Source organism: Stenotrophomonas sp. ZAC14D2_NAIMI4_6 (assembly GCF_003086875.1).
Lineage (GTDB): Bacteria > Pseudomonadota > Gammaproteobacteria > Xanthomonadales > Xanthomonadaceae > Stenotrophomonas.
Genome location: NZ_CP025996.1, coordinates 2829860 through 2853544, shown reverse-complemented (window position 1 = coordinate 2853544; position 23685 = coordinate 2829860). Strand labels below are relative to the sequence as shown.

The 23685-nt window shown below is 67.5% G+C and carries 22 protein-coding genes; 15 read left to right on the top strand and 7 right to left on the bottom strand.

Going from position 1 to position 23685, the window contains the following annotated elements:
• Positions 1 to 46: 46 nt before the first annotated feature.
• Positions 47 to 955: a phosphate/phosphite/phosphonate ABC transporter substrate-binding protein gene (locus tag C1933_RS13220; protein WP_108753640.1), complete on the top strand. Its 909-nt coding sequence runs from the start codon at positions 47 to 49 to the stop codon at positions 953 to 955.
• Positions 952 to 3078, top strand: coding sequence for an EAL domain-containing protein (locus C1933_RS13215; RefSeq protein ID WP_108753639.1), 2127 nt, complete (start codon positions 952 to 954; stop codon positions 3076 to 3078). The genes C1933_RS13220 and C1933_RS13215 overlap by 4 nt, the downstream gene beginning before the upstream one ends.
• 64 nt (positions 3079 to 3142) lie before the next feature.
• On the opposite strand, the gene epmB is transcribed toward C1933_RS13215, so the two are convergent.
• Positions 3143 to 4183, bottom strand: a complete 1041-nt coding sequence (gene epmB, locus C1933_RS13210) for an EF-P beta-lysylation protein EpmB (protein ID WP_108753638.1) — start codon at positions 4181 to 4183, stop codon at positions 3143 to 3145.
• 98 nt (positions 4184 to 4281) lie between these two features.
• On the opposite strand from epmB, the gene efp reads away from it, so the two are divergent.
• The 5 genes from efp (at position 4282) to C1933_RS13185 (ending at position 8519) form a co-directional block, all read left to right on the top strand.
• Positions 4282 to 4848: an elongation factor P gene (gene efp / locus C1933_RS13205; RefSeq protein ID WP_108750146.1), complete on the top strand. Its 567-nt coding sequence runs from the start codon at positions 4282 to 4284 to the stop codon at positions 4846 to 4848.
• A 178-nt stretch (positions 4849 to 5026) separates the two neighbouring features.
• Positions 5027 to 6370 carry a TRZ/ATZ family hydrolase gene (locus tag C1933_RS13200; RefSeq protein WP_108753637.1) on the top strand — a complete coding sequence of 448 codons (1344 nt, stop codon included), beginning with the start codon at positions 5027 to 5029 and terminating at the stop codon, positions 6368 to 6370.
• Between the two features lie 24 nt (positions 6371 to 6394).
• A complete protein-coding gene (gene ubiG, locus C1933_RS13195; protein WP_108753636.1) occupies positions 6395 to 7111 on the top strand; it encodes a bifunctional 2-polyprenyl-6-hydroxyphenol methylase/3-demethylubiquinol 3-O-methyltransferase UbiG in 717 nt (238 codons plus the stop codon).
• Complete coding sequence (locus C1933_RS13190) at positions 7108 to 7803, top strand: phosphoglycolate phosphatase (protein WP_108753635.1); 696 nt, start codon at positions 7108 to 7110, stop codon at positions 7801 to 7803. Before ubiG ends, C1933_RS13190 begins: the two co-directional genes overlap by 4 nt.
• An 11-nt stretch (positions 7804 to 7814) precedes the next feature.
• On the top strand, positions 7815 to 8519 hold the full coding sequence (locus C1933_RS13185) for a squalene/phytoene synthase family protein (protein WP_108753634.1): 705 nt from the start codon (positions 7815 to 7817) through the stop codon (positions 8517 to 8519).
• 402 nt (positions 8520 to 8921) lie between these two features.
• Here the strand turns inward: C1933_RS13185 and C1933_RS13180 are convergent, their stop codons facing one another.
• Genes C1933_RS13180 through yidD form a run of 3 tightly spaced genes read right to left on the bottom strand, consistent with a single transcriptional unit; the run spans position 8922 to position 11372 of the window.
• The gene (locus C1933_RS13180) at positions 8922 to 9770 is read right to left on the bottom strand and encodes a M23 family metallopeptidase (protein WP_164275592.1); all 849 of its coding nucleotides are present in this window, start codon (positions 9768 to 9770) and stop codon (positions 8922 to 8924) included.
• The gene (locus C1933_RS13175; protein ID WP_108753632.1) at positions 9770 to 11116 is read right to left on the bottom strand and encodes a dihydroorotase; all 1347 of its coding nucleotides are present in this window, start codon (positions 11114 to 11116) and stop codon (positions 9770 to 9772) included. Before C1933_RS13175 ends, C1933_RS13180 begins: the two co-directional genes overlap by 1 nt.
• A 1-nt stretch (position 11117) precedes the next feature.
• On the bottom strand, positions 11118 to 11372 hold the full coding sequence (gene yidD / locus C1933_RS13170) for a membrane protein insertion efficiency factor YidD (RefSeq protein ID WP_108750139.1): 255 nt from the start codon (positions 11370 to 11372) through the stop codon (positions 11118 to 11120).
• A 273-nt stretch (positions 11373 to 11645) separates the two neighbouring features.
• Here yidD and dksA point away from each other — a divergent pair, with 273 nt between their 5' ends.
• Positions 11646 to 12887 carry an RNA polymerase-binding protein DksA gene (gene dksA, locus C1933_RS13165; protein WP_108753631.1) on the top strand — a complete coding sequence of 414 codons (1242 nt, stop codon included), beginning with the start codon at positions 11646 to 11648 and terminating at the stop codon, positions 12885 to 12887.
• A gap of 196 nt (positions 12888 to 13083) precedes the next feature.
• On the opposite strand, the gene C1933_RS13160 is transcribed toward dksA, so the two are convergent.
• From C1933_RS13160 to cysS, 3 genes are read right to left on the bottom strand one after another with little or no spacing between them, the layout of a single operon-like run.
• On the bottom strand, positions 13084 to 14331 hold the full coding sequence (locus C1933_RS13160) for an MFS transporter (protein WP_108753630.1): 1248 nt from the start codon (positions 14329 to 14331) through the stop codon (positions 13084 to 13086).
• The gene (locus C1933_RS13155) at positions 14328 to 14780 is read right to left on the bottom strand and encodes a SufE family protein (RefSeq protein WP_108753629.1); all 453 of its coding nucleotides are present in this window, start codon (positions 14778 to 14780) and stop codon (positions 14328 to 14330) included. The genes C1933_RS13160 and C1933_RS13155 overlap by 4 nt, the downstream gene beginning before the upstream one ends.
• Positions 14781 to 14834: 54 nt before the next feature.
• Positions 14835 to 16211 carry a cysteine--tRNA ligase gene (gene cysS / locus C1933_RS13150; protein WP_108753628.1) on the bottom strand — a complete coding sequence of 459 codons (1377 nt, stop codon included), beginning with the start codon at positions 16209 to 16211 and terminating at the stop codon, positions 14835 to 14837.
• Between the two features lie 175 nt (positions 16212 to 16386).
• Between cysS and C1933_RS13145 the strand changes: the two genes are divergently transcribed.
• From C1933_RS13145 to argC, 7 genes are all read left to right on the top strand, one after another.
• Positions 16387 to 16950 carry a hypothetical protein gene (locus tag C1933_RS13145; RefSeq protein WP_108750134.1) on the top strand — a complete coding sequence of 188 codons (564 nt, stop codon included), beginning with the start codon at positions 16387 to 16389 and terminating at the stop codon, positions 16948 to 16950.
• 319 nt (positions 16951 to 17269) lie between these two features.
• A complete protein-coding gene (locus C1933_RS13140; RefSeq protein WP_108750133.1) occupies positions 17270 to 18280 on the top strand; it encodes an N-acetylornithine carbamoyltransferase in 1011 nt (336 codons plus the stop codon).
• 63 nt (positions 18281 to 18343) lie between these two features.
• Positions 18344 to 19540, top strand: a complete 1197-nt coding sequence (locus tag C1933_RS13135) for an argininosuccinate synthase (RefSeq protein ID WP_108753627.1) — start codon at positions 18344 to 18346, stop codon at positions 19538 to 19540.
• A gap of 137 nt (positions 19541 to 19677) precedes the next feature.
• Positions 19678 to 20766: an acetylornithine deacetylase gene (locus C1933_RS13130; protein ID WP_108753626.1), complete on the top strand. Its 1089-nt coding sequence runs from the start codon at positions 19678 to 19680 to the stop codon at positions 20764 to 20766.
• A 24-nt stretch (positions 20767 to 20790) separates the two neighbouring features.
• On the top strand, positions 20791 to 22119 hold the full coding sequence (locus tag C1933_RS13125; RefSeq protein WP_108753625.1) for an acetylglutamate kinase: 1329 nt from the start codon (positions 20791 to 20793) through the stop codon (positions 22117 to 22119).
• 3 nt (positions 22120 to 22122) lie between these two features.
• Positions 22123 to 22725 carry a GNAT family protein gene (locus C1933_RS13120; protein WP_108753624.1) on the top strand — a complete coding sequence of 201 codons (603 nt, stop codon included), beginning with the start codon at positions 22123 to 22125 and terminating at the stop codon, positions 22723 to 22725.
• Complete coding sequence (gene argC / locus C1933_RS13115; protein WP_108753623.1) at positions 22722 to 23675, top strand: N-acetyl-gamma-glutamyl-phosphate reductase; 954 nt, start codon at positions 22722 to 22724, stop codon at positions 23673 to 23675. Before C1933_RS13120 ends, argC begins: the two co-directional genes overlap by 4 nt.
• Positions 23676 to 23685: the final 10 nt, after the last annotated feature.

Below are 23685 nucleotides of genomic sequence, written 5' to 3'. Positions count from 1 at the left end.
GCGATTACCTGGGGGATGAATCGTGGTGTCGGGTCTGCGGAAGGCAATGCAGGGGGGACTGCTGAGCCTGGCCTGGGTGCTGCTGGCCGGGATGGCGCATGCTGCGCCGGCGCCCGACCCGGTGCTGGTGCTGGGGCGGATCAGCGACAACCCGAAGGCGCATTACGAACAGCTGCAACCGTTGCTGGACTACGTGGTGGCCCGCATGCACGACGTGGGCATCCGCGAAGGGCGCATCTTGATGGCGCGCGATCCGCAGCAGATGGCCAGCTATCTGCGCCGCGGTCGGGTCGACTGGGTCACGGAAACGGCCGGGACCGCGGTGGCGCTGGGCCTGCGCAGCGGTGCGCAACCGCTGCTGCTGACCGAGCGCAGCGGCGTGCGCGAGTACCACACGGTGTTCTTCGTGCGCCGCGACAGTGCGCTGCAGCGTGTGGAAGACCTGCGCGGGCATCGCCTGGCCCTGCAGAACACCGCGTCCACCAGCGCCTACCTGGTGCCGGTGATGACCCTGCTTGAGCGTGGCGTGACGCCGCAGATCCTGGCCGGTAACTGGGATGTGCCCGGCCCGGACGCGGTGGGCTATGTGTTTGCCCGCAGCGAACTGAACGTGGCCACCTTCGTGCACAAGGGGCTGGCCGACGGCGGTGCGGTCAGCAGCGTGGACTGGGATGATGAGGCGCGGGTGCCGGCAGCGTTCCGCCGCGATTTCCGCGTGCTGCTGCGCACCGAGCCTTACCCGCGCGCGGTGGAAGTGGTGCGTGGCGACCTGGACCCGCGGGTGCGCGAGCGGCTGCAGCAGGTGCTGCTGCAGGCGGCGTCCGATCCGCGTGCGCAGGTGGCATTGCAGCGTTTTTTTGGTACATCCGGGTTCCACCGCGTCGATGCGCATGCGCAGCAGCGGCTGGACGAATTGAAACAAGGGTTGACGCGCGTGCGGATGGAAGTTGAATGAAGTGGCTCGGCTCCGGGATGCAGGCCCGATTCCTGCTCGCCATGGGCGGGGCAATGCTGGTGGTGATCGCGATCCTGGCCGTGCTGCTGGGGCGCCAGGCATCGATGCAGAGCGAGGTGAAGAGCCTCAGCGGCGGGGTGATCCACGAGCTGTTCGATCGCAGCGTGCGCAGCCGCGGCGAGGCGCTGGCGCGTGAACTGTCTGATTCGCTGGCCAACCCGCTGTACTACAACGACCTGGACCAGGTCGGTGCGCTGGTGCGCGGTACGGCGCGGCAGCCGGTGGTGCGCTATGTGCTGGTGTTCGACGAGCGCGGGCGCCTGGTGCACGACGGCTCGCTGGACGTGGCCGGCTTCGGCCGCGAAATGGACGACCCGCTGGCCCGTGGTGCGGTGAAGGCACAGACCCTGGTGGTGCAGCAGTCGCCCACCGTGCTGGACAACGCCATGCCGATCACCGTGGGCAAGCAGCGTATCGGTGGCGTGCGCGTGGGCATGGCGCTGGACGAGGTGCATGAGCGCGAAGTGGCCGCCAACGCGACCCTGGGCCAACGCCTGCAGCAGGTCGGCAGCCGCCACCTGGGCTGGCTGCTGCTGATGCTGGGCCTGCTGGTGGTGATCGGGGTGGTGGTGATCATGTACGTGCAGCGCACGCTGGTCACGCCCATCCGCGAGCTGGCGGCGGCCGCGCGCCGTATCGAAGCCGGTGATTACCAGGCGCCGCTGGCCGAAAACACCCGCGACGACGAGGTGGGTGAGCTGGTGCGCGGCTTCGCCCGCATGCGCGATGCCATTGCCCGCCATGACCGCGAAGTGCGGCACATGGCCTATACCGATGCGCTGACCGGGCTGACCAACCGCCTGGCCTTCCGCGAAGCGCTGGACCACCGCCTGATGGCGGCGCGCGCGTCCGGGCATCGCCTGGGGCTGCTGTTTGCCGACATCGATGACTTCAAGCGGGTGAACGACACCCTGGGCCATGAGGCCGGTGACGAGGCGCTGCTGCAGTTCGCCCAGCGCATTTCCAGCGCGGTGGCCGAAGCCGGCGGTGACGAAGCCTTGCTGGCGCGGTTCGGTGGCGACGAGTTCGTGATCCTGGTCGGCGACGGTGATGTGGCAGCCAATGCCCGCCTGCTGGCCGAAGTACTGGTGCGCGAGCTGGGCAAGCCGTTGGTGGTGCAGGGCCGCGAGCTGTTCCTGGGCACCTCCATCGGCGTGACCCTGTTCCCCGACGATGCCGCCGATGCCACCACGCTGCTGAAGAACGGCGACATCGCCATGTACCAGGCCAAGATGGCCGGCAAGAACTGCTTCCGGTACTACAGCCGGGCCATGGACCACGCGGTCGAACGCCGCGTGCACATGGAACAGGAACTGCGCGGCGCCTGGGAGCGCGGCGAACTGCGCCTGGCCTACCAGCCGATCTTCCGCATGCGCGACCGCCGCCTGGTGGGCGTGGAAGTGCTGCTGCGCTGGCAGCACCCCACGCTGGGCACCATTCCACCGTCGGTGTTCATTGAAGTGGCCGAGCAGAGCGGGCTGATCGAGATCATCGGGCCGAAGGTGCTGCGCGCCGCGTGCATGGAGGCCTCGCAGTGGCCGCGTGGCGCGGCCGGCGATGAGCTGTTCGTGTCGGTGAACGTGTCGCCGCGGCAGCTGCGCGGTGGTGAACTGCCCGCCCTGGTGGCGCAGTGCCTGCACGAATCCGGCCTGCCCGCTTCACGCCTGCACCTGGAGCTGACCGAAACGGCGGTGATCGGCGATGAAATGGTTGCCGCACAGCTGCTGGACAAGCTGCACCGCACCGGCGTGAAGGTGTGGCTGGACGACTTCGGCACCGGCTTCTCCGGCCTCAGCCACCTGCGCCAGGTGCCGGTGGATGGCGTGAAGATCGACAAGAGCTTCGTGGCCGACATGCAGCGCGACCCGGATGACCTGGCCCTGACCACGGCCATCATCGCCATGGCCCATGCACTGGGCATCACCGTGGTGGCCGAAGGCATCGAGCAGGAAGCGCAGTTCGAGCTGCTGGCCCAGCGCGGCTGCGACCTGGGCCAGGGCTACCGCTTGAGCCACCCGGTGACCGCCACCGAAGTGGTGCGGATGATCGAATCGGGGCTTTGACAACCCGTTGTCCAAGGGTCAGATCCCTTTTCGCACGAAAAGGGCTCTGACCCCGGCCCCCGCCTTACACCGGGCGCTTGCTCGGGTCGCCCGGCAGTTCCCGCACCAGCTTCGGCACCAGGTAACCGGACAGCCGCGCGGTCAGGCCGGCCACCAGTGCCTTGGCCTGTACATCGTCCACTTCAAAGTGGGCCACGCCTTCCACCCGGTCCAGCTGGTGCAGGTAGTACGGCAGCACGCCGGCGGCGAAGCTGCGTTCGCTCAGGTCCTGCAGGGCCTGCACGCTGTCGTTCACCCCGCGCAGCAGCACCGCCTGGTTCAGCAGCTGCGCACCGGTGCCGCGCAGGCGCGCCATGGCGCCGTCGACGTTGGCATCGAACTCGTTGGCATGGTTGGCGTGAACCACAATCGCCAGCGGCCAGGGCAGGCTGCCCAGCCAGGCCAGCAGTTCATCGTCCACGCGTTCGGGCAGCACGATGGGCAGGCGGGTGTGGATGCGCAGGCGGCGCACGTGGGGAATCTGCCGCAGCGCGTCGGTCAGTTCCACCAGCTTGTGGGTGGCCAGCGACAGCGGGTCGCCGCCGGACAGGATCACCTCGTCGATGTCCGCATCGTCGGCAATGGCCTGCACCGCCTCCTGCCAGCCGCCCTTGGCTGCGTTTTCCGCGCCGTAGTCGAAGTGCCGGCGGAAGCAGTAGCGGCAGTTGATCGCGCAGCTGCCGGTGGCTACCAGCAGGGCGCGGCCACGGTACTTCTGGATGACCCCGGTGGCCTTCTTGGCCGCGCCATCGCCCACCGCATCGAAGCTGAACCCGGGGACCACCTGCATTTCCGCATCGATCGGCAGCACCTGGCGCAGCAGCGGGTCGCTGGCATCGCCGTGGCGCATGCGGGCGACGAACCCCTGCGGCACGCGCAGCGCGAACTGCGCCATGGCCGCTTCGGAAACCCCCAGCGCGGCCGGGTCCAGGCCCAGCTGGGCCAGCAGCTGCTGCGGGTCACGCAGTGCCTGCCGCCAGAGCTGCTGCCAGCGTGCGGGCGCGCCCGGAGACTGGGGCCGGGGGAAGGCGGAAAGCTGCATGGAGAGGGGGCCTGCGGTTATCATGGGGGCATAAATCAGTTGCCCACCGGGGTTCCGGTGGGCTTTCCATTCTATCCGGCTCGCCGCACCCGCGGCGGTTTTGCCATTTGAGGAGCTTGAGCATGGCCACTGTGGGCATGAATGACGTCAAGAACGGGATGAAGATCCTGGTCAACAACGAACCGGCGGTCATCACGGATACCGAGTATGTGAAGCCGGGCAAGGGCCAGGCCTTCACCCGCGTGAAGTACCGCTTCATCCGTTCCGGCCGCGTGGTGGAACTGACCATGAAGGCGACCGACGACCTTGAAGTGGCCGACGTTGTCGACACCGACATGAACTACATGTACAGCGATGGCGAGTACTGGCACTTCATGGACCCGGAAACCTTCGAGCAGGTGCAGGCCGACAAGGCCGGCATGGGCGGCGCCGAAAAGTGGCTGAAGGGCGAAGAAGCCTGCATCGTGACCCTGTTCAACGGCGCGCCGATCTTCGTGCAGCCGCCGAACTTCGTTGAACTGAAGATCACCGAAACCGATCCGGGCGTGCGTGGTGACACCTCGGGCGGCGGCGGCAAGCCGGCCACCCTGGAAACCGGTGCCGTGGTGCGCGTGCCGCTGTTCGTCAACCAGGATGAAATCATCAAGGTTGATACCCGCTCGGGCGAATACTCCTCGCGCGTCAAGTAATCCGGCGCAGCCGGATTACCTGTAGAGCCGAGCCATGCTCGGCTTTCCGGGCACCGCCCGGACCCGTTGCTGGCGCCCATGGCGCCGCAGCGGACAGCCGCCGGGCATGGCCCGGCGCTACCGCCTCCCGCCAGGCGCGCCCCTGCCATCACGTTCCCCCACAGCCAAGTGAGCCCGCATGAGCGATAGCCCGCACCTCCCCGAAGCCTGCGACCTGCTCATCGAAGCCGGTTATGTCGTTCCGATCGAGCCGCATGCGGTGGTGCTGGAAGACCATGCCGTGGCCGTGCGTGGCAGCGAAATCGTTGCCATTCTGCCGCGTGCCGAGGCCCGCGCGCGCTTCCGCGCCGCGCAGGTGGTCAGCCGTCCCGAGGCGGCGCTGATGCCGGGGCTGGTGAACGCGCATACGCACAACCCGATGACCCTGCTGCGCGGCGTGGCCGACGATCTGCCGTTGATGACCTGGCTGCAGCAGCACATCTGGCCGGTGGAAGCGGCGGTGATCGGGCCCGAATTCGTGGCCGACGGCACCACCCTGGCCATTGCCGAGATGCTGCGCGGTGGCACCACCTGTGCCAACGAAAACTATTTCTTCGGTGACGTGCAGGCCGCGGTCTACAAGAAGCACGGTTTCCGCGCGCTGGTGGGTGCGGTCATCATCGATTTCCCCACCGCCTGGGCCAAGACCGATGACGAGTACTTCGCCAAGGCCGGTGAGCTGCACGACCAGTGGCGCAGCGACCCGCTGATCGGCACCGCGTTCGCGCCGCATGCGCCGTACACGGTGAACGACGCCAATTTCGAGCGCGTGCGCATGCTGTCCGACCAGTTGGACATGCAGGTACACCTGCACACCCATGAAACCGCGCAGGAAATCACCGATTCGATCAAGCTGCACGGCCAGCGTCCGCTGGCGCGGCTGGATCGCCTGGGCCTGGTCAACGACCGCCTGATCGCGGTGCACATGACCCAGCTGACCGATGCTGAAATCCACCTGTGCGCCGAACGTGGTGTCAGCGTGGTGCACTGCCCGGAATCGAACCTGAAGCTGGCTTCCGGTTTCTGCCCGGCCTGCGCCCTGCAGCGCGCCGGGGTGAACCTGGCGATCGGCACCGACGGCTGCGCCAGCAACAACGACCTGGACATGTTCAGCGAGAACCGCACCGCGGCCATCCTGGCCAAGGCCGTGGCTGACGATGCCACCGCGCTGGATGCGGCCACCACGCTGCGCGCCTCGACCCTGGGCGGCGCACGCGCGCTGGGCTTCGGCGAGCGCATTGGTTCGATTGAAGTCGGCAAGCAGGCCGACCTGGTCTGCGTTGACCTGTCCGCGCTGGAAACCCAGCCGCTGCACAACGTGCTGTCGCAGCTGGTGTACGCCACCGGCCGCCAGCAGGTCAGCGACGTCTGGATTGCCGGCAAGCCCAAGCTGGTGCAGCGCGAGCTGGTCGGCATGGACCTGCCCGGCATCATCGCCAATGCGCGCCAGTGGCGCGAGCGCATCCGCCATATCCGCGCCTGACCGACGGCGCCGCAAGGATTTCCCATGACCGCCCCGCACGCATCCTCCAATTTCGATCAGGCCGAGCTGGACAAGTTCGCCGCGCTCGCCAACCGCTGGTGGGACGCTGACGGCCCGCAGAAGCCGCTGCACGCGCTCAATCCGGTGCGCCTGAAGTACGTGACCGACCGCGTGCCGCTGCGCGGTGCGCGTGTGCTGGACATCGGCTGCGGTGGCGGCCTGCTGAGCGAGGCGCTGGCCCAGGCCGGCGCTGACGTGACGGCCATCGACCTGGCCCCGGAACTGGTGAAGGTGGCCCGCCTGCACGCGCTGGAAAGCGGCGCGAAGGTGGACTACCGCGTGCAGGCCGCCGAGGACCTGGCCGCCGAACAGCCCGGCAGCTTCGATGTGGTCACCTGCATGGAAATGCTTGAGCACGTGCCGGACCCGGGGGCGATCATCGAAGCCTGCAAGCGCCTGCTGAAGCCGGGCGGCCACCTGTTCCTGTCCACCATCAACCGCACTGCCGCCGCGTTTGCGGTGGCCATTGTCGGCGCCGAGTACGTGGCACGGCTGCTGCCCAAGGGCACCCACCACTACCAGGAATTCATCAAGCCGGCCGAGCTGGCCCGCTGGCTGCGCGAGGCGGATGTGCAGCTGGTCGATGTCAGCGGCATGGCCTACGAGCCGTGGCGCAACCACGCCCGGCTGAGCAGCCGCACCGACATCAACTACCTGGCCTACGCGGTCAAGCCGGAATGAGCAGCGCGTCGTTCCCGCGCGCGGTGCTGTTCGACCTGGACGGCACGCTGCTGGACAGTGCGCCGGACTTCGTCGCCACCTGCGATGCGATGCTGGCCGAGCGCGGCCGCGCGCCGGTGGACCCGGCGCAGCTGCGCCCGGTGGTGTCCAAGGGGTCGCGCGCCATGGTCGGCGCCGCCTTCCCGGATCTGGACGACGCCGCGCGTGACGCATTGATTCCCGAATTCCTGCAGCGCTATGAGGCGCTGATCGGCCGGCACGCGGTGCTGTTTGACGGCGTGGCCGGCATGCTGGCCGCGCTGGATGCGGCGGGCACGGTGTGGGGCATCGTCACCAACAAGCCGGAATACCTGGCGCGCCTGGTCCTGCCGCAGCAGGGCTGGCAGCAGCGCTGCGCGGTGCTGGTGGGTGGCGATACGCTGGCCGAACGCAAGCCGCACCCGCTGCCGCTGCTGCATGCCGCGCAGGCCATGGGCGTTGCCGCCGAAGACTGCGTGTACGTGGGCGACGACGAGCGCGACATCCTCGCCGCGCGTGCGGCTGCCATGCCGTCGGTGGCGGCGCTGTGGGGCTACCGCCTGCACAGCGACGATCCGCTGGCCTGGCAGGCCGACGTGCTGGTGGAAAACGCCGAACTTCTGCAACTGGCCAGTCTGTGGCCGACCCGGCCGGCAGCCCCGGCCCAGCCGTAAGGAACAACGTAGTGAGCAGTACCGCGCTGGAAAGCTTCCTCGACAAGTGGCGCAGCCGCTGGCCGGAATGGTCGGTGGCCGCACCGTTCGTGGCCGAGCCGCAACGTGACCTGGCCGTGGCGTGGTTCGCGCTGCTGCAGGAATTCGACGACATGCTCAACACCAGTGGCGATCCGCTGCCGGCCGACGCCAAGCTGGCGTGGTGGGGCGAAGAGCTGCGCAGCTGGGCCGGGCAGCGCTCGCGCCATCCGCTGGGGCGCCTGCTGGAGCCGGTGCGCGCGCCGTGGGCACAGTTGGCCGAGGCCCTGCCGGACCTGGTCGAGGCACGCACGGTCGCGCTGGACGCCGCCGGCGCCGAGCGCGCGCTGGCCCAGTACGCTGAGGCCGTGGCGGCGGTGGAGGCGGTGCTGTTCAACGACACCCCGCGCAAGGGCGCGGGCCGTGCCGTGCAGCTGCAGACCCTGGCCCAGCGCCTGCAAGACGCTGGCGTGGCCGGTGTGCCGCGCAGCCTGCTGGACGAGGACGCCAGCACGGCCAGCCAACGCTGGGCGCAGCATCTGCTGAAGGGGTGGGGCACCCGCGTGCCGGGCCCGCGTCCGCGCCGTATCTGGTCCAGCCTGGCCCGCGCCCGCGTGGCCGCGCAGGCCGCAGGCAAGCCGATCGAAGCCACCCCGGTACGCACGCTGCTGCGCGTGTGGTGGGCCGCACGCGGCTGATCGCTCCTTGCGGGTGCGGACCTTGGTCCGCACACGGCTGATCGCTGTTGGTGGGTGCGGACCTTGGTCCGCACGCTCTGGGGATCGTGCCGACCAAGGTCGGCACCTACCAAATCGCATTGCGGTAGATCCACGCCATGTGTGGATGAATGCCGGGTCCGCGCGCGCTGCGGGCTCGTGCCCGATCGCTTCTGGTAGGTGCGGACCTTGGTCCGCACGCGCTACGGGATCGTGCCGACCAAATCGCATTGCGGTAGATCCACGCCATGCGTGGATGAATGCCCGGTCCGCACGCTCTGGGGATCGTGCCGACCAAGGTCGGCACCTACCAAGGCGCATTGCGCTCGCCGGGCATGGCCCGGCGCTACCGGATCATGACCCCACCCAAGCGCATTGCGCGCGCTATTTGCGTTCCAGCACCAGCAACGGGTCGATGCGGGTATCGAACCAGTTCATGCCCCAGTGCAGGTGCGGGCCGGTGGCGCGGCCGGTGGCGCCGACGGCGGCAATCACCTGGCCCTGCTCGACACGATCCCCCACCTTCACGTCGATGCGTGACAGGTGCAGGAAGTTCGAGCTGATGCCGTAGCCATGGTCGATCAGCAACGTGCCGCCGGTCAGGTACAGATCCGGGCCGGCGAAGGTGACCACGCCGGCGGCTGGCGCCTTCACCGGGGTGCCGGTGGGCACCGCGATATCCATGCCGGAATGGCCTGCGCCGGGCTGGCCGTTGTACACGCGTGCATTGCCGAAGCGGCCGCTGATGCGGCCCTGCACCGGCCAGATGAAGGTCTGGGTGAAGTCGGTGCGGTTGTCATCGCGGGCGCGCGCCGCGGTCACCTGCGCCTGTTCGCGCTTGATGCGCTCGGCAATCGCCGGCGGTGGATTCACCGTCTTCGGCGGCACGCCGTTCACGCGCTCGGTCGGCCAGTCGCGCGGGGTCACCGAAATCGTGGCCGTCTCGCTGCCGCCATCCGGGCGCTGCACCTGCACCTGCAGCGGGCCTTTCTCGTCGCGGCCGATGCCGAACACCACGCTGCCGTAGTTGCTTACGCGCAGGTCGCGGCCGGCGTAGCGCACGTGACTGCCGGCCGGCACCTTGCCGATCACCATGGCGCCCTGCGAGGCGCTGGGCGGGAACACCACGCGGCTGTCGATCAGGCTGCCGATGCCATCCTGCGCTTGTGCCGGCGGTGCGTTGAGCAGGGGCGCGGCCAACAGCAGCGCCCCGAACAGAAGTGCCGAACGCATCAGCGGTCGTAGGTCATGCGCTGGCCGGCCGGTTCGCCCACCAGCTTGCTGCCGTTCCACACCAGCTGGCCGTTCACCCAGGTCGAGGCCACACGCGAGCGGAAGGTGGTGCCTTCAAACGGCGACCAGCCGCACTTGGACAGCACGTCCTCGCGCTTGACGGTGAACGGCACGTCTTCCACCAGCACCAGGTCGGCGAAGTAGCCTTCGCGCAGGAAGCCGCGCTCTTCCACGTCGAACAGCTGCGCCGGGGCATGGGCGAACTTCTGCACCACCTGCTCGCGGGTCAGCTTGCCTTCGTGCACGCGCTCCAGCGCGGCCACCAGGGCGTACTGCACCAGCGGCAGGCCCGACGGCGCCTGCGCATAGGGCTTCTGCTTCTCTTCCCAGGTATGCGGGGCGTGGTCGGTGGCCAGCACGTCCAGCACATCGTCAGCCAGCGCGGCGGTGATCGCCTCGCGGTCGGACACTTCCTTGATGGCCGGGTTGCACTTGATCAGGTTGCCCTTGGTCGCGTAATCGGGGCGCGCGAAGTGCAGGAAGTGCACGCAGGTTTCGGCGGTGATCTGCTTGCGGCTGCCGTCGGCGCGGATCAGCGGGCCCTTCTCGAACAGCGCCAGTTCGTCGGCAGTGGAAATGTGCAGCACGTGCAGGCGGGTGCCGTGCTTGCGCGCCAGCGACATGGCCAGGCGGGTGGACTTGATGCAGGCCTCGCGCGAACGGATGTCCGGGTGCATGTCCGGGGTCAGCGCATCGCCGTACTTTTCCTGGAATGCCTTCAGGTTGGCATCGATCATCGGCGTGTCTTCGCAGTGCGTGATGATCGGGGTCGGGCATTCGCGGAAGATCGCATCCAGCGTGTCCGGGTCATCCACCAGCATGTTGCCGGTGGACGCGCCCATGAACACCTTCACGCCCGGGGCCTTCTTCGGGTCCAGTGCGCGGATCGCTTCCAGGTTGTCGTTGCTGGCGCCGTGGTAGAAGCCATAGTTGGCCCAGGCGCGGCCGCGGGCCAGTTCGTACTTGGCCTCCAGGATGGTCGAATCCAGCGTGGGCGGATTGGTATTGGGCATGTCCATGAAGCTGGTCAGGCCACCGGCCACGGCCGCCGCCGATTCGCTGGCGATGTCGCCCTTGTGGGTCAGGCCCGGTTCGCGGAAATGCACCTGGTCGTCGATCATGCCGGGCAGCAGCCAGCGCCCCGCCGCGTCCACCACCTGTTCGCCGTCGCGCGGGGTCAGCCCGCTGCCGATCTGCGCGATGCGGCCGTTCTCGATGCGCAGGTCGCCGTCGAAGGTGCGGCCTTCGTTGACCATGCGGGCATTGGTGATGAGGGTGGAGGACATGTCAGTGTTTTCCTGTGCAACGGCAAGAAGGGGCGTGGGAAGACTCGGGCACTGGATCGAAGCCGCCGGGATGGAAGGGGTGGCAGCGGCCCAGCCGGCGCGCGGCCAGCCAGCTGCCGCGCAGCGGGCCGTGGCGGCCGATGGCCTCCATCGCGTATTCAGAACAACTGGGCACGAAACGGCAGCGCGGCCCCAGCAGGGGGCTGATGAAGCGCTTGTAGAAGCGCAGCAGGGCGATGAGCAGGCGCGAGATCACCCAGTCATCTTATGCCAGTTGGCATGAAGGCCGCATTTGTGCAGGATGGGCCGTTGGTCGCATGTCGCCGATGGCCTGCGACCGGTGCTGGCACCCTTGCAGGTGTCGGCCAGGTTCCGCACCGCGCAGGGCGGCCAGGTTGTTCGGACCGCCACGTTGGGCCCGCTGGCTCCAGGACTGAATGGAGCAGGCCCCCAAGGTTGCTGCTGCCGGTCGGGTAGGCTATAAAGGCCCGCTTTCCCGGGCCCCGGGGAATCCAAGGAAGAGCGTTTCGTGGCTGCTAAAAAAACTGCAAAGAAGGCCGTCAAGGCCGCCAAGAAAACCGCCAAGCCTGTTGTGAAGAAGTTGGCGGCCAAGCCCGTTGCCCCGAAGTCGGCCAGCAAGCCGGCAGCGAAGGCGGCGTCATCGCAACCGGCGGCCAGGAAGGCCACCGCAAAGAAGACCCCGGCCAAGGCCGCCAAACCCGCCGTGGCCAAGAAGGCAGCGCCGGCGAAGGCGAAGCCTGCGGCCGCGGCGAAGAAGGCCCCGGTGGCGAAGAAGACCGCTGCCAAGACTGCTCCGGTGAAGAAGGCTGCCGCCAAGCCGGCGCCCAAACCGGTTGCCAGGAAGGCCGCGCCCAAGCCGGCACCGAAGCCGGTGGCCAGCAAGGGGGCTGCCAAGCCCGTCGCGAAAAAGGCGGCTGCCGCTAAACCGGCGCCCGCACCTGCCGTTGTAAAGAAGGCCGCAAAGAATGTTGCCAAGCCGGCTGCAAAGCCGGCCCCGGCCCCCGTAGTGAAGTCCGCACCGAAGCCTGCCGCAAAGCCTGCTCCGGCCAAGCCTGTCCCGGCCAAGACCGCCCCCGTGGTTGCTGCCCCTCCGGCCCCCAAGCCGGCTGCGGCCGCTGCCCCGGTTGCATCGAAGGCCCCGCAATCCAAGAATCCCGTGCCCGTTTCGAAATCGCCTGCCAAGACCGCCGTGAAATCCGCCGTGAATCCTGATACCGCTCCGAAGACCGTGTCGCGCCCCGTCGGCAAGGTTGCCGTGGCTGTGACCGCCCGTTCGGCGGCGCCGGCCCCGCGCAGCAAGTACAAGGTCATCGAATACAAGACCGACGAGGCCACTGGCCGCCCGATCCTGCCGGCTGGCTACAAGCCGTCCTCGGAAGAGGAATACATGAGCTCGCTGCAGCAGGAATACTTCCGTCAGCGCCTGCAGAACTGGCGTGGTGACCTGGTGGAAGAATCCAAGCAGACCATCGAGAACCTGCGCGAGGAAGTGCGTGACATCGGCGACGAAGCCGAGCGTGCGACCCGCGAGACCGAGAACTCGCTGGAACTGCGTACCCGTGACCGCTACCGCAAGCTGATCGGCAAGATCGACAGCACCCTCAAGCGCCTGGAAGCAGGTGACTACGGCTACTGCGTGGATACCGGTGAAGAAATCGGCCTGGAGCGCCTGGAAGCGCGCCTGACCGCCGAGCGCACCATCGACGCCCAGGAGCGTTGGGAGCACCTGCAGAAGCAGCAGGGCGACTGATTCCAGAGCGTTGTGTGGTCATGCGAAAAACCCGGCCTTGGCCGGGTTTTTTGTTTGTAGCGTCGAGCCATGCTCGACTGCCTGGCTCTTGTAGAGTCGAGCCATGTTCGACTGCCTGGCTCTTGTAGAGTCGAGCCATGCTCGACTGGCGCTTCTGAAGAGCAGTCGAGCATGGCTCGACTCTACAACGGCGAGCTTATTGCAGGTCGCGCAGATTCAATTTCCGCAGCGTCGGGTTCTTCCAGGCGGTGATGCCGGCCACGCCCAGCACCGCGCAGCCGCCCAGCACCACCGCCGGCACCAGGCCCAGCAGCTTGGCCATCGTGCCGGCGTAGAACGCGCCCAGTTCGTTGGACGAGCTGATGAAGATGCCGTTGATTGAAGACACGCGCCCGCGCATTTCCTCGGGCGTGGCCAGCTGCAGGATGGTCGAGCGCACCACCACGGAAACGCCATCGAACGCCCCGTAGAACAGCAGGATCAGCGCCGACAGCCAGAAGTGCTGGGACAGGCCGAAGCTGACCACGCACAGGCCGAACCCGGCCACGGCGAACAGCAGCACGCGCCCGGCGTTCTTCTGCAGCGGGTGGCGGGCCAGCCACAGGCCGACCGCGATCGAACCCAGTGCCGGTGCCGCGCGCAGGATGCCCAGCCCTTCCGGGCCGTGGTGCAGGATCTCCTGCAGAAAGGCCGGCAGCATCGCCACCACGCCGCCCAGCAGCACCGAGAACATGTCCAGCGCCATCGCGCCGACCATGATGCGGTTGCCGACCACGAAGCGGGCGCCTTCGGCGATGCTCTTGAAGATCGGCGCAGCCGGGCCGTCATGCACCGGCTCGCTCACTTTCAGTGTGGCCAGGCAGCCCAGCGCGACCAGTGCGAAGCCGGTGGCCACCGCGTAGGAAAGGCCCTTGCCGCCCCAGCCGACCAGGATGCCGCCCAGCGCCGGGCCCACCACCATGCCCGACTGGAACACCACGCTGCCCAGCCCGGCGCCGCGCGCGAACTGCTCACGGGCCAGCACGCGGGCGAACAGGGCGTTGTAGATGGGCGACAGGAAGGCACGCACCATGCCGGTCAGGGCGATGGCCGCATAGATCGGCCAGACCCCGTGGAACGGCAACCAGCCCTTTGCCACGCAGGTCAGCACGATGGCCGTGGCCACCAGCCCGGCGCAGGCGACCATGCCCAGCCGGCGCCGCGGCAGGTGGTCCACCAGATAGCCGGCAAACGGCGCCACGCAGAAGAACGGCAGCACCTCGGCCAGGCCGACCAGGCCCAGCGAGAACGGATTGCGGGTGACTTCGTAGATGTGCCAGCCGACGGTGACGGCCACCACCTGGTAGGACAGCATGGCGAAGATGCGGTAGGCCAGCAGCTTGGCAAAGCCGGGCCGGCCCAGCAGGGCCAGCGCGCCTTCCTCTCCAGTGGCGGCGGCGGTCACGGCTGTTCGCGCTGCAGCTGGGCCTGCGCGGTCTCGCGGATGAAGGCCAGCATGGCGGCCACGCCATTACTGCGGGTGGGCGACAGGTGGCGGGCCAGGCCGATGTCCTGGATGTAGCTGGGTTCGGTGGCCAGGATTTCCTGGGCCGAGCGGCCCGAGTACACGCGCAGGGCCAGGAAGATCAGGCCCGAGACGATGGCCGAATCGCTGATGGCGTGGAAGCGCAGCGACTGCGCGTTGCCTTCCGGCACGATCCACACCATCGACTGGCAGCCCAGCAGGCGGTGCTCTTCGGTCTTCCACTCTTCCGGGAAGGTCGGCAGCTTGCGGCCCAGGTCGATCAGGTACTGGTAGCGTTCGGACCAGTCACCGAAGAAGGCGAATTCTTCGGCAATGGCGCTCTGCGCCTCGGCGGCGGTGGGTTCAAGCGGGAACGGGGAGTCGGTCACAACGGTCTCTGCAGTGGGGGCGTGGCCGGGGGCGCCGGCCACGGGGCAGGGCGGTCAGGCGCGCTTGCGCACCCAGCGCACGCCCTGCGGGGTGTCTTCCAGCACGATGCCCTCGGCGGCCAGCTGGTCGCGGATGGCGTCGGAGCGGGCGAAATCGCGGGCCTGCTTGGCTGCGGCACGTTCGTCGATCAGGCCCTGGATGCGCGCATCGTCGTCGCCTTCGCTGGCGGCGGTGCCGAACCACTGCGCCGGGTTGGCCTGCAGCAGGCCCAGCGCCAGGCCGGCGCCGAGCAGTTCGCTCTTCAGGCGCGCGCGCTCGGTCGGGTCGGTGGCACGGCGGGCCTCGCCGGCAATGCGGGCGACCTCGGCCAGCGCCTGCGGGGTGTTCAGGTCATCGTCCAGAGTGGCTTCCACCGACGCCGGAATGACGGCCGCAGCATCCACGTCCAGCAGGTCGCGCAGGGTTCCGTACAGGCGGTCCAGGGTACGCGCGGACTGTTCAATGAGTGCATCGGACCAGTCCAGCGGCTGCCGGTAGTGGGCCGACAGCAGGGCCAGGCGCAGCGCTTCGGGCGGGTGCTGGCGCACCAGGTCGTGCACGCGCTCGATGTTGCCCAGCGACTTGCTCATCTTGGCGCCGCCGAAGTTGAGCATGCCGTTGTGCAGCCAGAAGCGGGCGAAGACCTTGCCGCCGTGGGCGCATTCGCTCTGCGCGATCTCGTTCTCGTGGTGCGGGAACTGCAGGTCCACGCCGCCGGCGTGGATGTCGATGGTCTCGCCCAGGTGGGCGGCGGCCATCGCCGAGCACTCGATGTGCCAGCCCGGGCGGCCGCGGCCCCACGGCGATTCCCAGCCGGGCAGGTCGTCGCTGGACGGCTTCCACAGCACGAAATCGCCGGCGTCGCGCTTGTACGGCGCCACTTCCACGCGGGCGCCGGCCAGCATTTCTTCCGGATCGCGGCGCGACAGCTTGCCGTAGCCATCGAAACTGGCCACCGCGAACAGCACGTGGCCCTCGGCGGCGTAGGCATGGCCGTTGTCGATCAGCTGCTCGATCATGGTGATGATCTGCGGCATGTGCGCGGTTACTTCCGGCTCGATGTCCGGCGGCACCACGCCCAGCGCGGCCATGTCTTCACGGTAGGCGGCGGCGAACTTGTCGGTGATGGTGCTGATCGGCACGCCCTGCTCGCGCGCGGCGGTGTTGATCTTGTCGTCCACGTCGGTGATGTTGCGGGCGTAGCGCAGCGCGCCGAAGCGGCGGCGCAGCAGGTCGGCCAGCACCCCGAACACCACCGGGCCACGGGCGTTGCCGATATGCACGTAGTTGTAGACCGTGGGGCCGCACACATACAGGGTCGGACAGGCCGGATCGATCGGGGTGAACGGTTCGAGCTGGCGAGTCAGGTTGTTGTGCAGGCGCAGGGTCATGGGGATCGGGGTGGGGGACAAGCCTGTGATTTTAGAACGTGTCGGGCCCCTTTGGGGGCGCCGGGGCCCACCGGCGGGCGGGGTGGGGTGGGCAGGAGCGGCGCGGACGGGTAATGTTCAGCCCCTTGCGGTCGTCACTGCCTACACTATTGCCGTGTCCTTCCTTCCGTCGCCAATGAAAACCACCGCGTTGCTGACCCTGGCCTGCCTGTCGGCGGCGCCGTTCGTGGTCCGGGCCCAGGAGGCCGAGCCGCGCAACCGTGTGGTGATCGTGGAGAACGTGAAGTTCGACTACGCCCAGGTGCTGAACGTCGAGCCGGTGTTCCAGACCCTGCGCGCCACGCGTACCGAAGAGCACTGCGAGCCGGTGTCCACCCGCACCCTGGCCCCGGTGAACGTGACCGGCGAGGAGCCGGTGGAGGACAAGGGCAGGATCGGCCGCTTCTGGGACTCGGTGCGCTCGATGTTCAAGCGCAGCGACGAGGAGGCCGCCGCCGAGGTGGCCGCCGAGAACCCGGCCCCGGCCCCGGCCAACAATGGCCCCATGCTGACCCGCGACTGCCGCATCGTGCCGGTGGGCCGTGAATTCCGCCGCCCCATCGCCTACGACGTGGATTACGTCTACAAGGGCACCAAGTACCGCTCGCGGCTGCCGGAAGACCCCGGCAACCGGCTGAAGATCCGGGTGTCGATCACCCCGTGGGTGGGCGCCGACCAGACCGCTGGCGCTTCGCCCTGATTCTGCGACGCCTGCCCCTTGCGCAGGCCCCCCGCCCATGCAAAGATGTTCGGCCATGAAGCTCACCGACTTCCAGCACGACAGCAGCGCCGCCCGCCAGGCCACTGGCATGACGTCGCGTGCCCGTCGACCGGAACCCCACATTTCCGCTGGGTAACCGGAGCTTTCTGCTGTTCGTCCGAAAAAAACCCAGCCCGCCGGCTGGGTTTTTTCGTTTTCGCGTCCTGAAAGCTTCATCTGCAACCATTTCGCACCACCCTGTTTGCCGGTTTTCCCTTCCACCGCGCCGCAGCCCGGCGCCGCCACGCAAGGAAAGATGATGTCCCCCAAGCACTTCCTGAACACCCAGGACTGGAGCCGCAGCGAGCTTGACGCCCTGCTGACCCAGGCCGAGCTGTTCAAGCGCAACAAGATCGGCGACCAGCTCAAGGGCAAGTCGATCGCGCTGGTGTTCTTCAACCCGTCCATGCGCACCCGTACCAGCTTCGAACTGGGCGCCTTCCAGCTGGGTGCCCACGCGGTGGTGCTGCAGCCGGGCAAGGATGCGTGGCCGATCGAGTTCAACCTCGGCACGGTGATGGATGGCGATACCGAAGAGCACATCGCCGAAGTGGCCAAGGTGCTGGGCCGTTACTGCGACATCATCGCCGTGCGCGCGTTCCCCAAGTTCGTGGACTGGGCCTACGACCGCCAGGACATCGTCCTCAACAGCTTCGCCAAGTACTCCCCGGTGCCGGTCATCAACATGGAGACCATCACCCACCCGTGCCAGGAGCTGGCCCACATCATGGCCCTGCAGGAACACTTCGGTACGCAGGACCTGCGTGGCAAGAAGTACGTGCTGACCTGGACCTACCACCCCAAGCCGCTGAACACCGCGGTGGCCAATTCGGCGCTGACCATCGCCACCCGCATGGGCATGGACGTGACCCTGCTGTGCCCGACCGCCGATTACATCCTGGACGACCGCTACATGGGCTGGGCCGAGCAGAACGTGGCCGAGAGCGGCGGTTCGCTGAAGATCAGCCATGACATCGACAGCGCCTACGCCGGTGCCGACGTGGTGTACGCCAAGAGCTGGGGCGCGCTGCCGTTCTTCGGCAACTGGGAGCCGGAAAAGCCGATCCGCGACCAGTACAAGCACTTCATCGTGGACGAACGCAAGATGGCGCTGACCAACAACGGTGTGTTCAGCCACTGCCTGCCGCTGCGCCGCAACGTGAAGGCCACCGACGGCGTGATGGATTCGCCGCAGTGCATCGCCATCAACGAAGCCGAGAACCGCCTGCACGTGCAGAAGGCGATCATGGCCGCCGTTGCCGGGCGCTGATTTTTTTCCGATTCAATCATTTCCGCCGGGCACGGCCCGGCGCTACCAGGACATACCCTCCCCATGAGCAACAAAGACGTCGTTCTCGCCTTCTCCGGCGGCCTGGATACCAGCTTCTGCGTGCCCTACCTGCAGGAGCGCGGCTACAACGTGCACACCGTGTTCGCCGATACCGGCGGCGTGGATGATGAAGAGCGCGATTTCATCGAAAAGCGCGCCGCCGAACTGGGCGTCACCAGCCACGTGACCGTCAACGGTGGCCCGGCCATCTGGGAAGGCTTCGTCAAGCCGTTCGTGTGGGCCGGCGAAGGCTACCAGGGCCAGTACCCGCTGCTGGTGTCCGACCGTTACCTGATCGTCGATGCCGCGCTGAAGCGTGCCGCCGAACTGGGCACCAACATCATCGCCCACGGCTGCACCGGCATGGGCAACGACCAGGTCCGCTTCGACCTGGCCGTGAAGGCCCTGGGTGACTACCAGATCATCGCGCCGATCCGCGAGATCCAGAAGGAACACACCCAGACCCGCGCCTACGAACAGAAGTACCTGGAAGAGCGCGGCTTCGGCGTGCGCGCCAAGCAGCAGGCCTACACCATCAACGAGAACCTGCTGGGCGTGACCATGTCCGGCGGCGAGATCGACCGTTGGGAAGCGCCGGGCGAAGGCGCCCGCGGCTGGTGCTCGCCGCGCAGCGAGTGGCCGGAACAGGCGCTGACCGTCATCCTGAAGTTCGTGGAAGGCGAAGCCGTCGAACTGAACGGCAAGGCCCTGCCGGGCGACCAGATCCTGGCCCAGCTGAACAAGCTGTTCGCCCCCTATGGCGTCGGCCGTGGCGTCTACACCGGCGACACCGTGATCGGCCTGAAGGGCCGCATCGTGTTCGAAGCCCCGGGCCTGGTTTCGCTGCTGGCCGCACACCGCGCGCTGGAAGATGCGGTGCTTACCAAGCAGCAGAACCGCTTCAAGCCGGACGTGGCGCGCAAGTGGGTGGAGCTGGTGTACGAAGGCTTCTACCACGACCCGCTGAAGACCGACATCGAAGCGTTCCTGAAGTCCTCGCAGGCCAAGGTGAACGGCGAAGTGGTGCTGGAAACCCGTGGCGGCCGCGTTGACGCGGTGGCGGTGAAGTCACCGCACCTGCTCAACACCAAGGGCGCCACCTACGCGCAGTCGGCCGACTGGGGCGTGGAAGAAGCCGAAGGCTTCATCAAGCTGTTCGGCATGAGCTCGACGCTCTTTGCTCAAGTCAACCGCGGTTGACTTGAGCACGAGCCCACGCATTTCTCCTTAACCCTGCGCCTTCGGCGCGCCCCCTTCAACAAGAAGGGGGCTCTCCACCAGACGCATTACGGTAGCGCCGGGCCATGCCCGGCGGAATTCCACAGGATCTTTGATTCATGCTTGAACAGACGATCTCGCATCTGCAGGCCCTGGTGTCCTTCGACACCCGCAACCCGCCGCGTGCGATCACCACTGGCGGCATCTTCGATTACCTGCGCGACCATCTGCCCGGCTTCAACGTCGAGGTGATCGACCACGGCGCCGGTGCGGTCAGCCTGTACGCGGTGCGCGGTACGCCGAAGTACCTGTTCAACGTGCACCTGGATACCGTGCCTGATTCGCCGCACTGGACTGCCGATCCGCACGTGATGCGCCGCCTGGACGACCGCGTGGTTGGTCTGGGGGTGTGCGATATCAAGGGCGCGGCGGCAGCCCTGGTAGCCGCGGCCAACGCCAGCGATGGTGATGCGGCGTTCCTGTTCTCCAGTGACGAAGAAGCCAACGATCCGCGCTGCATCGCCGCGTTCCTGGCCCGTGGACTGCCCTATGAAGCGGTGCTGGTGGCCGAACCGACCATGAGCGAGGCGGTGCTGGCGCACCGTGGCATCAGCTCGGTGCTGATGCAGTTCGCCGGCCGCGCCGGCCATGCCTCGGGCAAGCAGGATGCCGCCGCCAGTGCGCTGCACCAGGCCATGCGCTGGGGCAACCGTGCGCTGGACCACGTGGAATCGCTGGCCTCGGCACGCTTCGGCGGCCTGACCGGCCTGCGCTTCAACATCGGCCGCGTGGAAGGCGGCATCAAGGCCAACATGATCGCGCCTGCCGCCGAGGTGCGCTTCGGTTTCCGCCCGCTGCCGTCGATGGACATCGATGCGCTGTTGGCGACCTTCGCCGGCTTTGCCGAGCCGGAAGCGGCGGTGTTCACCGAAACCTTCCGTGGCCCCAGCCTGCCGGCCGGTGACATTGCCGAAGCCGAGCACCGCCGCCTGCTGGCGCGCGACGTGGCCGATGCGCTGGACCTGCCGATCGGCAACGCGGTGGATTTCTGGACCGAAGCCTCGCTGTTCTCGGCCGGTGGCTACACCACGCTGGTGTTCGGCCCGGGCGACATCGCCCAGGCGCATACCGCCGATGAGTTCGTGACGCTGGACCAGCTGCAGCGCTATACCGACGCCGTGCACCGCATCATCGCCGCCGGCGCCTGATTCCTCCTTTCCGACGAAACCGAAATGTCTCCTGCCCTCCAGCCCCACCGCCAGACCCGCCAGACCATCGTGCGCCTGCTTTCCAGCATGGCCAGCGCGAAGGAGATCAGCCAGTACCTCAAGCGCTTTTCGCAGTTGGATGCCAAGCGCTTCGCTGTGGTGAAGGTTGGCGGTGCCGTGCTGCGCGACGACCTTGAAGCGCTGACCTCCTCGCTGTCCTTCCTGCAGGAAGTGGGCCTGACCCCGATCGTGCTGCACGGCGCCGGCCCGCAGCTGGATGCGGAACTGTCCGCGGCCGGCATCGAAAAGCAGACGGTCAACGGCCTGCGCGTGACCTCGCCGGAAGCCCTGGCCATCGTGCGCCGGGTGTTCCAGCAGTCCAATCTGCGCCTGGTCGAAGCCCTGCAGCAGAACGGCGCGCGTGCCACGTCCATTACCGGCGGCGTGTTCGAAGCCGAATACCTGGACCTGGACACCTACGGTCTGGTGGGCGAAGTGAAGAAGGTGAACCTGGCGCCGATCGAAGCCAGCCTGCGCGCCGGCTCCATTCCGGTCATCACCAGCCTGGGTGAAACCGCCGGTGGGCAGATCCTGAACGTCAACGCCGACTTCGCCGCCAACGAGCTGGTGCAGGAACTGCAGCCCTACAAGATCATCTTCCTGACCGGCACCGGCGGCCTGCTGGACGAGCAGGGCACGGTGATCGATTCGATCAACCTGTCCACCGAGTACGACCACCTGATCGCGCAGCCGTGGATCCACGGCGGCATGAAGGTGAAGATCGAACAGATCAAGGACCTGCTGGATCGCCTGCCGCTGGAATCGTCGGTGTCGATCACCCGTCCGGCCGACCTGGCCAAGGAACTGTTCACCCACAAGGGTTCGGGCACGCTGGTGCGCAAGGGCGAAAAAGTGCTGCGCGCCACCGAATGGAGCGAGCTGGACCTGCCGCGCCTGAAGGGGCTGATCGAATCCAGCTTCGGCCGCACCCTGGTGGCCGATTACTTCCAGAAGACCCGCCTGCTGCGCGCCTATGTGAGCGAGAACTATCGCACCGCGGTCATCCTCACCGACGAGGCCGAGGGCGTGTACCTGGACAAGTTCGCGGTGCTGGACGATGCGCAGGGCGAAGGCTTGGGTCGGGCGGTGTGGAACGTGATGCTGGACGAAACCCCGCAGCTGTTCTGGCGCTCGCGCCATGGCAACCCGATCAACCACTTCTATTACGCCGAATCCGATGGCTGCTACAAGCAGGACCAGTGGAAGGTGTTCTGGTTCGGCGCCGATGGCATCGACCGCATCAAGACCTATGTCGACCACTGCGCCCAGCGCACGCCGAGCCTGCAGGGCTGAGCCATGATGCCTGCCGATGCCTGGAACAGCGTTCCCACCCTGCGCGGCCAGCACGTGCTGCTGGAACCGCTGCAGCGTGCGCACGTGCCCGGCCTGGCCGCGGCGCTGGAAGGCAGCGGCCTGGACCAGCTCTGGTACACCCAGGTGCCTTCGCCGCAGCAGGCAGGGCACTACGTGCAGGCCGCGCTGGATGCACAGGCCGAAGGCAAGGTGCTGCCGTTCGTGATTCGTGATGCGGCCGGCGCCATCGTCGGCAGCACCCGCTTCTATGGCCTGGAAGCCGATGTTCCCAAACTCAGCCTGGGGTACACCTGGTATGCGCCGCGCGTGCAGCGCACCGGGGTGAACACCGAGGCCAAGCTGCTGTTGCTGCGGCACGCCTTCGAGGTGATGGGCTGCATCAGCGTGGTGCTGGAAACCAGCTGGTTCAACCATGCCTCGCGCACCGCCATCGCCCGCCTGGGCGCCAAGCAGGACGGCGTGCTGCGCAACCACAAGCGGCATGCCGACGGCACGCCGCGTGACACTGTCATCTTTTCCATCATCGACGCGGAATGGCAGGGCGTGAAGCGCCACCTGCAGCACCGCCTGGACCAACACGCATGAGCGATTCGACTTTCACCCTGGGCATTGTCGGTGCCCGTGGCCATACCGGCGCCGAGCTGATCAAGCTGGTGGCCGCCCACCCGCGCTTGAAGCTGGCCTTCGTGTCTTCGCGCGAGCGTGCCGGCCAGCGCCTGGCCGACCACCACCCCGAAGTGCAGGGCGACCTGCAGTACGAAAACCTGGATGCCGATGCCGTGGCCGCCAAGGGCGTGGATGCGGTGATCCTGGCCCTGCCCAATGGCCTGGCCGCCCCGTTCGTGGCCGCGCTGGACGCCACCAGGCCTGACACGGTGATCGTCGATCTGTCGGCCGACTACCGCTTCGACAATGGCTGGTACTACGGCCTGCCCGAGCTCACCCGCAGCCGTTACAGCGGCCAGAAGCACATCAGCAACCCGGGCTGCTACGCCACCGCGATGCAGTTGGCCGTACACCCGCTGCTGGACCTGCTGGCCGGCCCGCCGCAGTGCTTCGGTGTGTCCGGCTATTCCGGTGCGGGCACCAGCCCGTCGGACAAGAACAACGTCGAGCTGCTGGCCGACAACCTGATGCCGTACGCGCTGACCAACCACGTGCACGAGCGCGAAGTGTCGGTGCAGCTGGGCGTGGCCGTGGAGTTCATGCCGCACGTGGCGCCGCACTTCCGTGGCATCACCCTGACCGCGAACCTGTGGTTGAACCAGGTGCAGACCCGCGAGCAGATCGTCGCGCGTTTTGAGCAGGCCTACGCCGGCGAACCGCTGGTGGAGGTGGTGGACGAAGCACCGTGGGTCAGCCGCATTGCCGGCCGCCACGGTGCCCAGGTCGGTGGTTTCACCCTGGCGCCCGGTGGCAAGCGGGTGGTGGTGGTAGCCACCCTGGACAACCTGCTGAAGGGCGCGGCCACCCAGGCCATGCAGAACCTCAACCTTGCGCTGGGTATCGACGAACTGACGTCGATCCCGCACTGAACTCGTATTA

Coding starts and splice junctions, on each gene's coding strand:
- C1933_RS13220 (WP_108753640.1), top strand. CDS start 47: ATGCAGGGGGGACTGCTGAGCCTGGCCTGGGTGCTGCTGGCCGGGATG.
- C1933_RS13215 (WP_108753639.1), top strand. CDS start 952: ATGAAGTGGCTCGGCTCCGGGATGCAGGCCCGATTCCTGCTCGCCATG.
- epmB (WP_108753638.1), bottom strand. CDS start 4,183: ATGATAACCGCAGGCCCCCTCTCCATGCAGCTTTCCGCCTTCCCCCGG.
- efp (WP_108750146.1), top strand. CDS start 4,282: ATGGCCACTGTGGGCATGAATGACGTCAAGAACGGGATGAAGATCCTG.
- C1933_RS13200 (WP_108753637.1), top strand. CDS start 5,027: ATGAGCGATAGCCCGCACCTCCCCGAAGCCTGCGACCTGCTCATCGAA.
- ubiG (WP_108753636.1), top strand. CDS start 6,395: ATGACCGCCCCGCACGCATCCTCCAATTTCGATCAGGCCGAGCTGGAC.
- C1933_RS13190 (WP_108753635.1), top strand. CDS start 7,108: ATGAGCAGCGCGTCGTTCCCGCGCGCGGTGCTGTTCGACCTGGACGGC.
- C1933_RS13180 (WP_164275592.1), bottom strand. CDS start 9,770: ATGCGTTCGGCACTTCTGTTCGGGGCGCTGCTGTTGGCCGCGCCCCTG.
- C1933_RS13175 (WP_108753632.1), bottom strand. CDS start 11,116: ATGTCCTCCACCCTCATCACCAATGCCCGCATGGTCAACGAAGGCCGC.
- cysS (WP_108753628.1), bottom strand. CDS start 16,211: ATGACCCTGCGCCTGCACAACAACCTGACTCGCCAGCTCGAACCGTTC.
- C1933_RS13145 (WP_108750134.1), top strand. CDS start 16,387: ATGAAAACCACCGCGTTGCTGACCCTGGCCTGCCTGTCGGCGGCGCCG.
- C1933_RS13140 (WP_108750133.1), top strand. CDS start 17,270: ATGTCCCCCAAGCACTTCCTGAACACCCAGGACTGGAGCCGCAGCGAG.
- C1933_RS13135 (WP_108753627.1), top strand. CDS start 18,344: ATGAGCAACAAAGACGTCGTTCTCGCCTTCTCCGGCGGCCTGGATACC.
- C1933_RS13130 (WP_108753626.1), top strand. CDS start 19,678: ATGCTTGAACAGACGATCTCGCATCTGCAGGCCCTGGTGTCCTTCGAC.
- C1933_RS13125 (WP_108753625.1), top strand. CDS start 20,791: ATGTCTCCTGCCCTCCAGCCCCACCGCCAGACCCGCCAGACCATCGTG.
- C1933_RS13120 (WP_108753624.1), top strand. CDS start 22,123: ATGATGCCTGCCGATGCCTGGAACAGCGTTCCCACCCTGCGCGGCCAG.
- argC (WP_108753623.1), top strand. CDS start 22,722: ATGAGCGATTCGACTTTCACCCTGGGCATTGTCGGTGCCCGTGGCCAT.